Here is a 13,294-nt window from a genome sequence, read left to right as displayed (position 1 = left end):
ACGCCAATGGCCTCCTCCGCCTTCGCTTAGGGCATCGCCTCAAGCGTCCGTCGCAGGCCATAACGACACAACAGCCCTTGGGCAAGAAAGGAGCCGGTGATGTAGCGCACCCGAAAGGAGACGAAGACATGCACAAGGACATTTCAACATCAAAGGTGTTCTATCGTCCCATCGAGGCGGCCATCCGATGGGCTGGGTTGCTGCGGTATCTCCCGATGATCCTGGCCACGATCGCGTCACCGCGTGTCCTGCCTCGGTCGCTGAACTGCCCTCGATGGAATGAGTGCCGGCTGCACTCGGAACGTATCTATGACGGCATCCTCAACGGAGAGCTGCCCTACGGCAAGAACGGGATCACGCTCAATGATCCGAACCTGCTCAATTCTCTGGATCTGACTGTTCGCCATGTCGATCTAAAACGCTGGATGCGCACCCACTATCCCGAGCACCGGCCAGGATTTCTGTTCAGCCGTGGCGAACGCATGGCGCATCCTTTCATCACCATGGAAACAGGACAGGCGATCCTCGTGGAGCGGCTGGCCCTTCAGGCCGCGCTTGAACAAGCCCGACGTGAGATGCGAGAACTGCAGGAGCAGCACGACACGCTACTCAAGCAATCCTCGGTGCTGTTGGCATCCAAGCAATGCGAGATCAGCGAACGGGCGGAAACGACCTATCTCAACATCATTGGAGGGATGTTGACGCTGATGCTGAGCCAGTCGCCTTCAGGCGTGCCCTATTCCAGCTTCAAAACGCAGGAGGCCCTTGTCTCTGCATTGGTCGCCCACTACGGCGGCACCATGGGCATCACTGAGCGCACCTTAAACGGAAAGTTCGCCAACGCTAAGAGGTACGTTCGTAGCGCAAGCGCATGAGGTTATCCAGCTTGTATGTGCAATCGCGGAGATTGCATTTGCAATGTCTTTCCGCAGCCAGGTCTATTGAATAGAGGTCACGCCAACAAACGCCACCGAGCGTTCAGGAGTGACCGCCATGTCGCAGACCCCTGTACTCCCGCCGAACGAGCGCCGCATCCTGCGGCTCGATGAAGTCGAAGCGAAGTCCGGCTTCAAACGCGCCCACATCTACAACCTGATGAAGAAGCGCCAGTTCCCTCAGGCGCTGCGCCTGGGCGTGCGCGCTGTCGGCTGGGATTCGATCGAAATCGACCAGTGGATCGCCGAGCGCCTCAACCACCGGACCTGACCCGCTCTCCCGCGGACTTCCCATTCCCAGCCGGAGAGCGCCATGCAGGTCGTGTCCATCATTTCAACGAAGGGCGGCGTCGGCAAGACCACGACGGCCGCCAACCTGGGCGGGCTCGCCGCGGACGCGGGCCTGCGCGTGCTGCTGCTCGATCTCGACGTGCAGCCCACCTTGTCCTCCTACTACGAACTGACCCAGCGCGCGCCGGGCGGCATCTATGAGCTGTTGGCCTTCAACGAGCGCGACCTTGGCCAGCTCGTGTCCCGCACGATCATCGCGGGCCTGGACCTGGTGCTGTCCGACGACCACCGGGGCGAGCTGAACACGTTGTTGCTGCATGCGCCGGATGGCCGCCTGCGGTTGCGGCATCTGCTGCCAGCACTTGCTCCCCTCTACGACCTGGTGCTGATCGACACCCAGGGCGCGCGTTCCGTGCTGCTGGAGATGGCGGTGCTCGCCTCCGATCTCGCGCTGTCGCCCGTCACGCCGGAGATCCTCGCGGCACGCGAGCTGCGGCGCGGCACCATGCAGTTGCTCGAAGACATTGCGCCGTACCGGCACCTGGGCATCGAACCGCCGCCGCTGCACTTGCTCATCAACCGCGTCCACCCGGTGTCCGCCAACGCACGGCTGATCCAGCAGGCCTTGCGCGACCTGTTCCAGGACAGCGCCGGCATCCGCGTGCTCGCCACCGACGTGCCGGCCATAGAAGCGTATCCACGTGCCGCAACGCGCGGCCTGCCGGTGCATCGGGTCGAGCACCGCCAGCCGCCCGGCAGAGTCGCCCCTGCCGCGCTCGACACGATGCGCGCGCTCGCCAGCGAGTTGTTCCCGCAATGGCAGGACCGACTGGCTCAAGTATCCGGCCGCCCGCAGCGACCTCTTGATCCTGGGAGGCCCCATGGCGAACGCACATGAGCTGGCCCGCGGCCACAAGCGGCTGCGCGCCCTGATCGAGTTCGCGGTCGGTGAGGGCTGGCACGTCAAGCGCACGCCGGGCGGGCACCTCAAGTTCACCAAGGCCGGCTGCGCGGCGATCTACACGAGTTCGACAGCGAGTGACCACCGGGCCGAATTGAACGCCCGTGCGCAGATCCGCCGCGCCGAGCGAGAGGCCCGCATGGCGCCGGCCGGCGGTCGTGGGGACTGCGAGGGGTGCGGCCATGGCTGACATGACCTCGCAGGACATGGCAGGCAAGCTGCTCGCGGCCGGCTTCGAGCGCAGCGGCCCAGCGGCTACGGCCTTGAGCGACCCGATCGCGGACACGCCCATGGTCGTGACGCTGGACCAGTTGCGGCCCTACGACCATGACCCGCGCATGAAGCGCAACCCGGCTTACGAGGAAATCAAGGCATCCATCCGCGAGCGCGGCCTGGACGCGGCGCCGGCCATCACGCGCAGGCCCGGCGAGGACCACTACATCATCCGCAACGGCGGCAACACGCGACTGGCGATCCTGCGCGAACTCTGGTCGGAGACCAAGGAAGAACGCTTCTTCCGCATATCGTGCCTGTTCCGACCATGGCCGGAGCGCGGTGAAATCGTCGCGCTGACCGGGCATCTTGCCGAGAACGAACTGCGCGGCGGCCTCACGTTCATCGAGCGCGCGCTCGGCGTCGAGAAAGCACGGGAGTTCTACGAGCAGGAGAGCGGCGCCGCCCTGAGCCAGTCGGAACTGGCCCGCCGCCTGGCGGCCGATGGCTTCCCCGTCCAGCGGTCGCACATCACCCGCATGGCCGACGCGGTGCGCTACCTGCTGCCCGCCATTCCCACTGTGCTCTATGGCGGCCTGGGGCGCCACCAGGTCGAGCGGCTGTCGGTCATGCGCACGGCCTGCAAACGCACCTGGGAGCACTACGCCAAGGACCGTTCGCTGCCGCTGGACTTCGACAGTTTCTTTCAGGAGGTGCTGGCGCAGTTCGACACGCAGGGCGACGAGTTCGCGCCGCAGCGCGTGCAAGACGAGCTGATCGGCCAGATGTCCGAGCTGCTGGGCATCGGCTACGACGTGCTGGCGCTGGACCTGACCGAATCGGAAAGCCGCCACCGGGCGCTGGTCAGTGACCCGACGCCACCTGCGGCGCAGCCGGCGTTGCCTTCGCCCACCGCCGGCACGCCGACTCCGCCGGGCGCAGCATCGTCCATCGCCACGCCTGCAGCGGCGGCCGGTCCTCCACCCGCCAGCCCTCCGGCGTCCGAGCCCACCTTGCGCCACGACGACACGGCGGTTGGCGAAGCGGCCACGGGAAGCCAGCCGGCCGCACCGGGCGATCTGCTTCGCGAGCACATCGTCTCGCCAGCACCGACGACAGAACGGCTCCAATCGATCCAGCGCATGGTCGCCGACCAGTTGGGCGATGCGCTGCCGCCCGACTTCTCGGCGAGCGTGCTGCAGTCCATCCCGGTGCAAGCCGGCGGACTCTATCCGATCTCCGACGTCTGGTACATCGACGCCGGCCTGGACACGCCCGATCGGCTGCGCATCCACATCGCGCAGTTCGCGCGCGAGATCGCCGGGGAGGCAGGCCTGGACGAGTGCATCGAGGATCGCGCCGATGGCATCGGGTTTGCGTGCCGCGCCCGCGGCCAAGCCCCGTCGCCGCTCGGCCGCGCGGTGCTGACGCTGCTCACTTCCCTGACGGGTCAGCCCGTCGCCGAAGCGGGCCTGGACGGCGCGCAGCTCGCCGCCGACCTGCCGACCCTGTTGCACGGCCAGAGCCAAGGCCATGGCAGCGGCGCAAGGCGCTTGAGCGACACGGCGTTGGTCAAGCTCTTTCGGCTGCTGCGCCTCGCCCGGCGTCTGCTGGACCTGGAAGCCGGCACCACGGCGCCCGGGACGTGAGCGAGGGAGGCCGCATGTCCACATCGCATCCGCTCAACCAGGCCGTGATTGCCCAGGCGCTGTATGACCTTCGCAACGGCCAACTGCGCCGCTGCAAGGCCATGGGCCCGGCGAGGCCGAGCTGGATGCGCTCAAGCACCCCGCGCTGATCAGCGTGCTGGCCAACGCCAGCGTCTCGTGGTGCTCGGTCACGGTCAACCGCGAAGTGCTGCAGCGCCTGCTCAACCAGGCACAGGACGTGGAGAAGGAAATCGCCACGGTCGATCGCATGCTGCGGCTGGGGGCCAGCACGGAGATGGTCAGCCGCTTCTATGGCCTGACCCATCAGGAAGTCGCCCTGCGGCGGGAGATCCTCGGCCTGCCCAAGCGCAAGGGGCGCCACCCCGTCCTGGACGAGACCCAGGACACCGAACTGTGGCGGCAATGGAAAGCCGTGACCAGCAGCAGGAACGTCGATCTGGAGGACGAGACCTCGATTCTCGATGCGGCCATGGACCTGGCCGAGGGCATGTCGCTGCCGCTCTCGGTGGTCTGGGCCGCGATCAGGAACTGGGTCGATCAGGGATTGGGCTAGGCCATGGCCGTGGACGACACCGCCCCACGAGCCCAGCGCCCTGGCCCCATCGCACTCGCCGACCTGTTCGACGCTGCGCTGAAGGACCTCGCGCCCAAGTCCAGCTCTGGCGCTCCCGCGTCCCTGCCTGCTTCAACGCCCACGCCTCCTACGTCCGGCGACGCCTTCCTGTTCAGTGGCAATCGGCACGGGAGCGTGCCGCGGCGGCTGTTCCTCGACCGCCGCCTGACACCGCTGGAGCGCAACGCCTGGCAGGTGTTCCGATTGATGCTCAACGACGATGGCGTCACGGCATTTCCCACCTATGAGCAGTTGCGCCCCTGGCTGGCGTCGATGCCCTGCGCAGGCCAGGCCTCCCATGAGACCGTGGCGCGGGCGCTGACGCTGCTGCGCCTGACGCGCTGGCTGAGCCTCGTGCGACGACGGCGCGACCCCAAGACCGGTCGCATCCTCGGCAACCTCTACGTCCTGCACGACGAACCGCTGACGCCGTTCGAGGCGATGCAACTCGACGCCGACTACCTGGCCCTGGTCAGCCAGTCGCTGGGGCATTCGGCCAAGGCCGTCCAGGTGGTGGGACTCAACACCCTCCAGGAGATCGCGGACGACCCGATGCTGTCCGGACGCACCTTGCCGTCGCGGCTGCAAGTGCTCGCCGAGCGCCTGGCCGACCAGGGCATCACCGCCTCCGAAAGTTATCCACAGGAGGATGCGGTCCACGATTCCGAAGAAGGGCCCGCGAGCCTTCTTCGGAATGGCGATCGCCCATCTTCGGAATCCGAAGCAGGGCCGAAACCCGCGCCAGACGGCGCTCTTCGGAATTCGAAGCAGGACCGTACAGTACGTAGTAGTCGTATTGATGAAGTACGTACTACCGCGCAGGCGCGTGCGCTGGGCGACCTGCAATGGCCCAAGCGCTTCGCGGAACTGAAGGCGGAACAGCAGGCCGGAGCCAAGATGGCGTTGCAGCAGGTGGACGCTGCCCTGCGGCAGGCCGTGCTGGACGAATGGGCCGCACGGTGCGGCAAGCATGGCATCCGCAACCCCGCCGGTTATCTGTTCGGCATCATCCAGCGCGCCATGCGCGGCGAGTTCAATGCCTGGGCCAAGCAGACCGGCCCGGCACCGCCAACACCATCGGCGGCGCGAGCGCCACCAACCGAGCCGCCGCGCAACGTCGTGCCGCCCGAGGTGGCCCGGCAGCACATCGAGCGCCTGCGCGATCTGCTGCGCAAATCCTGAGCACAGGGCTTGTCAAAGCCGTGAAGTAGATCTCCATGGCGGTCGGCAGAAACGGTCCCCTGGGGACGGCTGTGCGGTGAAGCGCCGGGCGACGGCGCGACATGCTGCGCAAAACCTGAGTAGAGCGCATGCAAGACCATGAAGCAGACCTCCATGGCGCTCAACGGAACGGTCCCCTGGGGACGGCTGCGCGGCGAAGGATCGTGTCGAACGGCAGCGCGACGTGCGGTGCAGCACGCATACCGTCAACAACCGAGGACGGGAACGCCGATGTGAGTGCCCATCTGCGGAGCGGTCCCCAGGGGACCGTTGCGCGCTGCGCCGCCAGCGCGCACAGAACCGGGGGTCGGCTCATTTCGGTTTGTTGACTGACTGCCTTCCGCTGCATGCGGATGCTGGCGGCTCCCTGTCCACCAGCGAGCGATCACCATGGCAACCAGCAACGAACCATTGCAACTCAACCTCGGCTCCCTGCGCAGCGCGATGTCGCTGACGCTGCACACCCACCACGCCTCGCGCATCTGGCATGGCCGCGCCGCCGCCGAGGGGCGACCGGGCATCGTCGGCCTGAACGGCTACATCGCCGTCATGAACAAGATGAAGCGCGGCTCGGAGCAGGACGACCCATACAGCGACTGGTGGATGCTTCGCATCGAAGACAAGCTCGACCAGACCAGGACCACGCTGCAGACGCTGCGCGACCAGGTGGACCAGGCCCTGGCCGGCGTGCCCGCCGCGTTGACCCTGGGCGAGAACCTCAACGTGCAGCCCGTCAAGCTTCCGCTGTTCGTCAATGCGCAGTTGGGCTTTGCCGCCGTCTATCTCCTGGCCGACTACGACGACATCGCGCGCAAGCTGATCCTCGCCCACCACACCGCGCTGATCGATCGCTCGACGTTGGAGCGCTGGCTCAACGAAGGTGCCCACGCGCTGCGCAGCCTGTTCAGCCTGGCCCAGCAATACCGCTACTCGGGCTGCACCCGCGACGACTTCGCGGCCAAGAACGCCGCAGCTCGGGCAGCATTGGAGAAGTTCGGCGAACTGCCGCAGGACGTGCTCGAAGGCATGCGCCGCTCGAAGTTTGCGCCGCCCGTCGTGCGCCGTGGTCTGCAACAGCGTGGTGATAGCGCTGCCGCAGCCGCATCTCCCACCGACGAAGGCGCTGCCGCCGATTCGGCCGAGGCCAAGTCCACAGCCGCCGGCGAGGACGAACCGGCATGAGCGACCCGAACCGCGAACCGCGCTACTTCCGTCGTCTGGAACAGCCAGCCTTCATGCGGCTGGAACACGCGGCCTCTCTAAAAGGCCTTTTAAAGCCTTTTAAAGGTAAAGGGGACTTCGAGGCCTGGGCCAGCCAGTGCTTCGCCATGCGCGACGAGTTGATTGCCCTGGCGCAGCGACAGGTGCTGCCACAGGCGTGCGGGCATCCCTTCCACCTGCTTCCCGTCGAGCTGGCCCAGCAGACCACTGGCGCAGGCACGACCTTTCTTCGCTGGCGCAAGCACGATCGATCGGCCATGGGCGTGGCGTTGTGGCAGGAGCTGATGGCGAGCCCCAGCACGCCGGTCAACCTGCTGCACGACCTGCACGAGATCGAACTGCAGCGCGTCATGCTGAACATGCAGATCAGCCTGCTGCACACCCTGGGCAGGCAAGCACAGGAATGCGCCAGCAAGGCCGCGCAGGCGGACAACACCTACCTGCGCCGGCTCGCGTCCGTTCCTGCCGCAGTGCGCGATCGGTGATTGCGCCTGCCATCCGAGCACGCGCCCGAGCCCAACGAGGCACGGGTATTTCAACCACCACGGAGATTCCAACATGAGCACACAATTCATCGGCGAGGGCAACATCGGATCGCCTCCCGAGTACCGCGAATTCCCCAATGGCAACGACGATCCTCGCCGGTTGCTCCGGCTGAACGTGTACTTCGACAACCCCGTCCCCACCAAGGGCGGCGAGTTCGAGGACCGCGGCGGCTTCTGGGCGCCGGTGGAACTCTGGCACCACGACGCCGACCGCTGGCAGCAGCTCTACCAGAAGGGCATGCGGGTGCTGGTCGTCGGCCGCATGGAGCGCGACCCCTGGACGGACAACGAAGATCAGCCGCGTGAGACTTGGCAGGTCAACGCGCGCAGTGTCGGCATCCTGCCGTACCGCATCGAGTCTGTGGCCCTCAGCCCGAAGCCACAGGAGGCAGAGCCGAAGCCCCAGGCCACCCAGGAATCGACGGCGCCGAAAGAGACCAAGCGCAGGAAGTGATCGGGCATGGAGGGCGGCTGCCGCAGTGCTTCGCCGCCCTCCATGCGCTGCGAATTATCCCCAGGGGATAGCTCCACCAACGTCCACCGAGTTCCACGCGCGCTCCCGGAAATCGCGGCTCTCGGCCCGCACACTTCCGGCCACGCACCTTCCCCGCACTCGCCATTTCATCGGCGTGAAAGCGGTCGCTGCCGCATGCGGCTTGTTTGCTGCTGCCAGGGGCTGCGCTCGGCATCCTCGATCCCAGCAACTCCATGAACAACAGGAATCGGGATGGACGGATATGCGGCTGTTCTTGTGCGAGAAGCCCTCCCAGGGCAAAGACATTGGCCGGATTCTCGGCGCCACGCAGCGCGGTGAAGGCTGCCTCAACGGTTCCGGCGTCACGGTCACCTGGTGCATCGGCCATCTCGTGGAGGCGGCGCCGCCCGAGGCCTACGACGAGCAGCTCAAACGATGGTCCGTTGAGCAGTTGCCCATCATTCCCCAGCACTGGCGGGTCGAGGTCAAACCGAAGACCGCCACGCAATTCAAGGTCGTCAAGGCGCTCTTGGCGAAGGCGACTCACCTGGTTATCGCCACCGATGCCGACCGCGAGGGCGAATTGATCGCCCGCGAGATCGTGGAGCTTTGCGGCTACCGCGGCCCCATCGAACGCCTGTGGCTGTCGGCGCTCAACGATGCGTCCATTCGGGCGGCACTGGGCAAGCTGCGGCCTTCGGCCGAGACGCTTTCGATGTACCACTCGGCGCTGGCGCGCTCCCGTGCGGATTGGCTCGTGGGCATGAACCTGAGCCGGCTGTTCACGGTGCTGGGGCGACAGGCGGGTTACGACGGCGTGCTGTCGGTCGGCCGCGTACAGACCCCGACGCTCAAGCTCGTTGTGGACCGCGACCGCGAGATCGCGCGCTTCGTGTCCGTACCATACTGGGCCATCGCCGTGTCCCTGTTCGCAGGCGGTTCGACTTTCGCCGCGCAATGGGTTCCACCCGATGCGTGCACCGACGACGCAGGCCGCTGCCTGCGGCAGCCGGTCGCACAGCAGACCATGCAGCAGATCCGCGCTGCGGGCAGTGCCCACGTCGTGTCGGTGGAGACTGAGCGTGTCCGCGAAGGCCCGCCGCTGCCGTTCGACCTGGGCACCTTGCAGGAAGTGTGTTCCAAGCAGCTTGGGCTGGACGTGCAGGAAACCTTGGAGATTGCCCAAGCCCTGTACGAGACGCACAAGGCCACGACGTACCCCCGCTCGGACTCCGGCTACCTGCCCGAGAGCATGTTTGCCGAAGTGCCCACCGTTCTCGACAGCCTGCTCAAGACCGATCCCTCGCTGCGCTCGATCATGGGCCAGCTCGACCGCTCGCAGCGCTCGCGCGCCTGGAACGATGGCAAGGTCACGGCGCACCACGGCATCATCCCGACGCTCGAACCGGCGAAGCTCTCCGCCATGAGCGAGAAGGAACTGGCCGTGTACAGGCTCATCCGGTCGCATTACCTGGCGCAGTTCCTCCCTCACCACGAGTTCGACCGCACTGTGGCCAAGTTTTCGTGCGGGGGGCAGAACCTGGCGGCCACGGGCAAGCAGGTTGTCATCCCGGGTTGGCGCCAGGTGCTCGCCGAGCCGCAGGCCGAAGACGGTGATGGCGAGGGCGATACTGCGGTCCGCGCCCAGGTGCTGCCCGCGCTGCCGAAACTGTATGAGGGCCTGGCATGCCAGGTGGCCGACGTCGATCTCAAGGCACTCAAGACGCTGCCGCCCAAACCGTACACGCAAGGCGAGTTGGTCAAGTCCATGAAAGGCGTCGCCAAGCTGGTGTCCGATCCCCGCCTGAAGCAGAAGCTCAAGGATACGGTTGGCATCGGCACCGAAGCGACGCGGGCCAACATCATCGGCGGCCTGATCGCTCGCGGCTACCTCGTGAAGAAGGGGCGCGCCATCCGCGCCTCGGATGCGGCTTTCACTTTGATCGATGCCGTGCCTGCGGCGATTGCCGACCCTGGCACCACCGCCGTCTGGGAACAGGCGCTCGACATGATCGAGGCCGGACAGCTCACCCTGGACGTGTTCATCGGCAAGCAGGCCGCGTGGATTTCGCAGTTGATTGCGCAGTACGGCAGCGCCTCCCTGTCCATCAAGGTTCCCCAAGGGCCGGCATGCCCGCAGTGCGGCGCACCCACGCGCCAGCGCAGCGGCAAGAGCGGCCCGTTCTGGTCGTGCAGCCGCTACCCGGACTGCAAAGGCACGCTGCCAGTCGAATCCGGCAGCTCCAAGCGCGGCGCCTCGCGCCCGCGCCGTAGCGGCCGCAAAGGCTCCTGACCGCCCCCGTTCCCCGTGAGCCGTGCCCGCCTTCGGCGGCGTGGCCCCTGTCCCGCACTCCGCCGCATGCCCTGCGGGACGCCCAGCGCGCAACGCCTTCTTGATCCGTGTGCGCGTCCCGCCCAGCCGTCCCCGGCCGCGGGACCTGAAGGTAGCTTCTCTGCGAGCCGCACCACGCGCGTTCTGTTGATCTGCGTTTCTTCCGCCCTCTGCGAAGGGTCTCCCGGTGGCTTGCCAGGCTGCACGAGCCACCGGGAGACCCTTCGTGGTCAGCGGTAATCGGTGCCGGTGCCCGCCGGTGCAAAAACGGGCTCCCTTTGTGCGCGGATGTGCGCCAGACGATGCCGGCCCCAGCCACGACATGGGCCGGGTGTGATTGCTTGATGAGCAGACGGTTCTAGCGACGACCGGGCCTGCCAATCAGCCCACGGGTGGTTCCTCTTTTCTCCCGAGCCGAAGGCCGTTGGGCCTTCGGCGCCATTCTCCTGCCCATCAACGTCCCGGCCCGGCCATTGGCCTGGGCCACACGAACAGGAGAGACGACATGCACCCTCAACCTTGCGCACCGCTGCTGTACGGCAGACGGAGGTCGAGAACGGCATGCCCGCCTATCGCGCGGCCATCGCCAATGGTACGCTCGGCTGCAGCCGAGGCCGTAGCCCAAAGGCTGGACTACCTCTTTTGCAGAGGTAAACCTCGGGATGAACTGGGCGAAAACATGCCTTATGTGCCCGCCTTACGGCGAGCTGTTTCCGATGCTTCGCGCAGGATTTCCCGCCCCCCATTCGCTGCGATTGCGGCCACGATGACGCCCAGCACCAGATCCGGGATGTTCGACCCGAACCCCATCACCAGCACCCCGGACAGCACAATCGCACCATTGACGATGGAGTCGTTGCTGGTAAAGATCGCTGACGCCTTGAAGTTCACATCTTCCCCGCGATGGCGGCGCAGTAGTCTGAGGCACACTAGGTTCAAAGCCGCGTTCAGCGCGGCCATGGCCATCATGGCTGGGCCGACAGGCTCTTCCCCTCCAGCGAAGCGGCGTAGGACTTCCAACAGCAGCAGCGCGGCCAGGCCGATTAGCAAGAAACCCGACAAGCGGGCCGCGCCCACCTTGACCGTTGCCGCACGACCGACGGCATACAGGCTAACCGCATAGACCGACGCATCGGCGAGGTTGTCCAACCCGGCGCCCATCAGCGCCGTAGAGCCAGCCCAGATGCCAAGGGCAATGCCGGCGGCGGACTGCGTCAGGTTGATCAGCAACACAGTCAGAAGAATCTTTCGGTCCTTCGCATCGCTCGCATCTAGGCGGCCCAACTCGTCGTTTTCGTGATTTCTGTGGTTTTCAGCCATGCATTGTTCCTTCCAAATCGATGGATGCTGAAGCCTGTAGCGGCTGGAGAGTCAAGGCGCAGATGCAACGAACTTGCCACAGGGTCTTCCCGGACGCCCTTGACTCTACCGTAGCTAGAAGGTTTTCCAATCCAGTCAGAGCTTTAGGACAGAACAGATGAGCACCAATGCGCCCCCTTCATTGCGACTGTCATCCGGTATGGCTGCTATCCACTGATCCGTGGCGCCACTGCGGTTGTGCTCTTCGGCGAGCTCGCGACCGGCCGGCCGTCTTTTCCGACGGAGCTACTCACAGTGATCGTCGCGCTCGCTTGTGCCGCCTTGCTAGAGGGCGGGCGGCCTTTCCACTCCCCGTTGAGCCAGTAGCGGCGTTCCAAGCTGTGGTTGGCCGTCGGCGCATGGCTCGACTTCTTGGTCGTGCATCTGGCCTTCCAGCACTCCAATCTGGGATACCGGGTCGGGCCGTTGGGATTGTTGATCGGGGTGGCTGAAGCCCATCGCTGGCATCACAAGCGTGAGCACGAAGACGCCCAAGTCAACTACGGCGATTTCTGGATGCCCGGGGGCCACTTGTTCAGCGCTTTCCGGTCGCAAAAGCACACGCTGGGCGCCAAAGAGTGACACTCAAGAAAGATGGACTTTCCAATGGACTACGGCCCGCAGCTTGTCTATCCCTTCCGGAGCCGGCCAGCAGCGGCAAACGCTTGCGCTGCTGGCTATACGATCTTGCCCACGTCGCATTCTTGCGCGAGTCGGGCCTTGCGGCTTCTTGCGAAGCGATCGCGAGTTGCGTGGCGTGCCCATGAGTCGGGCCGCGTCGTGGCGCACTGCTACCTTGGCCTGCACCTGCGCAGCCACGCCGCGATGCTCGGTCTGGCCTGGAGAACCCGTAAGGTGGCGGAGATTGCGGCGCGCAGGTCGTCCGGCTCGCGCTGGCTCCTGTGGGCCACGCCCTCGGTCGCACGCCGTCTCAAAACGTCAGAACCGCGCGCTTTCGCATGATGGAGCGCGGCACGTGGCTCTCAGAACTGGACCCGATCACTTCCAGCACCGATGACACGCTCGAGCTTCAGGCGGGCTCGGCCAAGCTGTTGAGAATGCCGCACTCGCGCGAGGTTCGGGCGCTATCGCAGGAGCGTCGCAGATCCATTAACTCGCGCTCCAAGGCGCGCAATTCCTTCATCTTGGTCCGCACTTGCGCGATATGAGCGTCGACCAGCGCGTTCACCTCGCCGCAGCCCAACTCTGGCCGATCCCGTAAGTTCAGCAGTTGACGGATCTCATCCAGCGTCATGTCCTTCGCCCGGCAGCGGCGGATGAACAGCAAGCGCTGCAAATGGACTTCGTCATAGAGCCTGAAGTTGCCCTCGCTACGTGCAGGCTCGGGCAGCAAGCCTTCTGACTCGTAAAAGCGCACGGTCTGCACCAAGCAATCTGCCTTCTTGCCCAGTTCACCGATCCGCATCATGGTTGCTTCCTATAAAAAACTTGACTCTA

At 65.6% G+C, this 13,294-nt stretch carries 14 protein-coding genes and 1 pseudogene; 13 read left to right on the top strand and 2 right to left on the bottom strand.

The genetic code is table 11. From position 1 onward, the window contains the following. Positions 1-128: 128 nt before the first annotated feature. The 11 genes and pseudogenes from HMPREF2914_RS26060 (at position 129) to HMPREF2914_RS26010 (ending at position 10,438) form a co-directional block, all read left to right on the top strand. A complete protein-coding gene (locus HMPREF2914_RS26060) occupies positions 129-875 on the top strand; it encodes a hypothetical protein (protein WP_003098991.1) in 747 nt (248 codons plus the stop codon). A gap of 118 nt (positions 876-993) precedes the next feature. Continuing rightward, on the top strand, positions 994-1,206 hold the full coding sequence (locus tag HMPREF2914_RS26055) for an AlpA family transcriptional regulator (protein ID WP_003090093.1): 213 nt from the start codon (positions 994-996) through the stop codon (positions 1,204-1,206). 42 nt (positions 1,207-1,248) lie between these two features. Continuing rightward, positions 1,249-2,124: a ParA family protein gene (locus tag HMPREF2914_RS26050; RefSeq protein WP_003098988.1), complete on the top strand. Its 876-nt coding sequence runs from the start codon at positions 1,249-1,251 to the stop codon at positions 2,122-2,124. Beyond that, positions 2,108-2,377, top strand: a complete 270-nt coding sequence (locus tag HMPREF2914_RS26045; RefSeq protein WP_003050422.1) for a hypothetical protein — start codon at positions 2,108-2,110, stop codon at positions 2,375-2,377. Before HMPREF2914_RS26050 ends, HMPREF2914_RS26045 begins: the two co-directional genes overlap by 17 nt. After that, positions 2,370-4,049: a ParB family protein gene (locus HMPREF2914_RS26040; RefSeq protein ID WP_004350508.1), complete on the top strand. Its 1,680-nt coding sequence runs from the start codon at positions 2,370-2,372 to the stop codon at positions 4,047-4,049. Before HMPREF2914_RS26045 ends, HMPREF2914_RS26040 begins: the two co-directional genes overlap by 8 nt. 14 nt (positions 4,050-4,063) lie before the next feature. Continuing rightward, positions 4,064-4,623: pseudogene (locus tag HMPREF2914_RS26035) on the top strand (DUF2857 domain-containing protein). A 3-nt stretch (positions 4,624-4,626) separates the two neighbouring features. Next, positions 4,627-5,865 (top strand): STY4528 family pathogenicity island replication protein, encoded by a 1,239-nt coding sequence (locus HMPREF2914_RS26030; protein ID WP_023980183.1) that lies wholly within the window; start codon positions 4,627-4,629, stop codon positions 5,863-5,865. A gap of 429 nt (positions 5,866-6,294) precedes the next feature. Then, positions 6,295-7,086 (top strand): PFL_4669 family integrating conjugative element protein, encoded by a 792-nt coding sequence (locus HMPREF2914_RS26025; RefSeq protein ID WP_003098981.1) that lies wholly within the window; start codon positions 6,295-6,297, stop codon positions 7,084-7,086. Then, a complete protein-coding gene (locus tag HMPREF2914_RS26020) occupies positions 7,083-7,610 on the top strand; it encodes a DUF3158 family protein (RefSeq protein WP_003098978.1) in 528 nt (175 codons plus the stop codon). Before HMPREF2914_RS26025 ends, HMPREF2914_RS26020 begins: the two co-directional genes overlap by 4 nt. A gap of 73 nt (positions 7,611-7,683) precedes the next feature. Beyond that, complete coding sequence (locus HMPREF2914_RS26015) at positions 7,684-8,124, top strand: single-stranded DNA-binding protein (protein WP_003098976.1); 441 nt, start codon at positions 7,684-7,686, stop codon at positions 8,122-8,124. A gap of 283 nt (positions 8,125-8,407) precedes the next feature. Continuing rightward, the gene (locus tag HMPREF2914_RS26010) at positions 8,408-10,438 is read left to right on the top strand and encodes a DNA topoisomerase III (RefSeq protein ID WP_003116834.1); all 2,031 of its coding nucleotides are present in this window, start codon (positions 8,408-8,410) and stop codon (positions 10,436-10,438) included. Positions 10,439-11,161: 723 nt separating this feature from the next. On the opposite strand, the gene HMPREF2914_RS26005 is transcribed toward HMPREF2914_RS26010, so the two are convergent. Then, positions 11,162-11,797 carry a cation efflux transmembrane domain-containing protein gene (locus HMPREF2914_RS26005; protein WP_003098972.1) on the bottom strand — a complete coding sequence of 212 codons (636 nt, stop codon included), beginning with the start codon at positions 11,795-11,797 and terminating at the stop codon, positions 11,162-11,164. A gap of 417 nt (positions 11,798-12,214) precedes the next feature. Here HMPREF2914_RS26005 and HMPREF2914_RS32855 point away from each other — a divergent pair, with 417 nt between their 5' ends. Both HMPREF2914_RS32855 and HMPREF2914_RS33215 read left to right on the top strand, forming a co-directional pair. Then, entirely contained in the window at positions 12,215-12,418 is a 204-nt protein-coding gene (locus HMPREF2914_RS32855) for a sterol desaturase family protein (RefSeq protein WP_023657334.1), read from the top strand. A gap of 12 nt (positions 12,419-12,430) precedes the next feature. Next, positions 12,431-12,799: a DUF3703 domain-containing protein gene (locus HMPREF2914_RS33215; RefSeq protein ID WP_071537898.1), complete on the top strand. Its 369-nt coding sequence runs from the start codon at positions 12,431-12,433 to the stop codon at positions 12,797-12,799. Between the two features lie 67 nt (positions 12,800-12,866). Here the strand turns inward: HMPREF2914_RS33215 and cadR are convergent, their stop codons facing one another. Next, positions 12,867-13,265 (bottom strand): Cd(II)/Pb(II)-responsive transcriptional regulator, encoded by a 399-nt coding sequence (cadR, locus tag HMPREF2914_RS25995; protein WP_003098965.1) that lies wholly within the window; start codon positions 13,263-13,265, stop codon positions 12,867-12,869. Positions 13,266-13,294 lie beyond the last annotated feature (29 nt).

It is taken from the genome of Pseudomonas sp. HMSC067G02 (assembly GCF_001813485.1).
Lineage (GTDB): Bacteria > Pseudomonadota > Gammaproteobacteria > Pseudomonadales > Pseudomonadaceae > Pseudomonas > Pseudomonas aeruginosa.
The sequence above is the reverse complement of the archived record's forward strand: the minus strand, read 5'-3'. Positions and strand labels throughout refer to the sequence as shown.

Bases quoted from the DNA above. Each gene is read 5' to 3' on its own strand.
- HMPREF2914_RS26020 (WP_003098978.1), top strand. From the start codon at position 7,083: ATGAGCGACCCGAACCGCGAACCGCGCTACTTCCGTCGTCTGGAACAG.
- HMPREF2914_RS26030 (WP_023980183.1), top strand. From the start codon at position 4,627: ATGGCCGTGGACGACACCGCCCCACGAGCCCAGCGCCCTGGCCCCATC.
- HMPREF2914_RS33215 (WP_071537898.1), top strand. From the start codon at position 12,431: ATGGACTTTCCAATGGACTACGGCCCGCAGCTTGTCTATCCCTTCCGG.
- HMPREF2914_RS26010 (WP_003116834.1), top strand. From the start codon at position 8,408: ATGCGGCTGTTCTTGTGCGAGAAGCCCTCCCAGGGCAAAGACATTGGC.
- HMPREF2914_RS26005 (WP_003098972.1), bottom strand. From the start codon at position 11,797: ATGGCTGAAAACCACAGAAATCACGAAAACGACGAGTTGGGCCGCCTA.
- cadR (WP_003098965.1), bottom strand. From the start codon at position 13,265: ATGATGCGGATCGGTGAACTGGGCAAGAAGGCAGATTGCTTGGTGCAG.
- HMPREF2914_RS26025 (WP_003098981.1), top strand. From the start codon at position 6,295: ATGGCAACCAGCAACGAACCATTGCAACTCAACCTCGGCTCCCTGCGC.
- HMPREF2914_RS26060 (WP_003098991.1), top strand. From the start codon at position 129: ATGCACAAGGACATTTCAACATCAAAGGTGTTCTATCGTCCCATCGAG.
- HMPREF2914_RS26040 (WP_004350508.1), top strand. From the start codon at position 2,370: ATGGCTGACATGACCTCGCAGGACATGGCAGGCAAGCTGCTCGCGGCC.
- HMPREF2914_RS26045 (WP_003050422.1), top strand. From the start codon at position 2,108: ATGGCGAACGCACATGAGCTGGCCCGCGGCCACAAGCGGCTGCGCGCC.
- HMPREF2914_RS26015 (WP_003098976.1), top strand. From the start codon at position 7,684: ATGAGCACACAATTCATCGGCGAGGGCAACATCGGATCGCCTCCCGAG.
- HMPREF2914_RS26050 (WP_003098988.1), top strand. From the start codon at position 1,249: ATGCAGGTCGTGTCCATCATTTCAACGAAGGGCGGCGTCGGCAAGACC.
- HMPREF2914_RS26055 (WP_003090093.1), top strand. From the start codon at position 994: ATGTCGCAGACCCCTGTACTCCCGCCGAACGAGCGCCGCATCCTGCGG.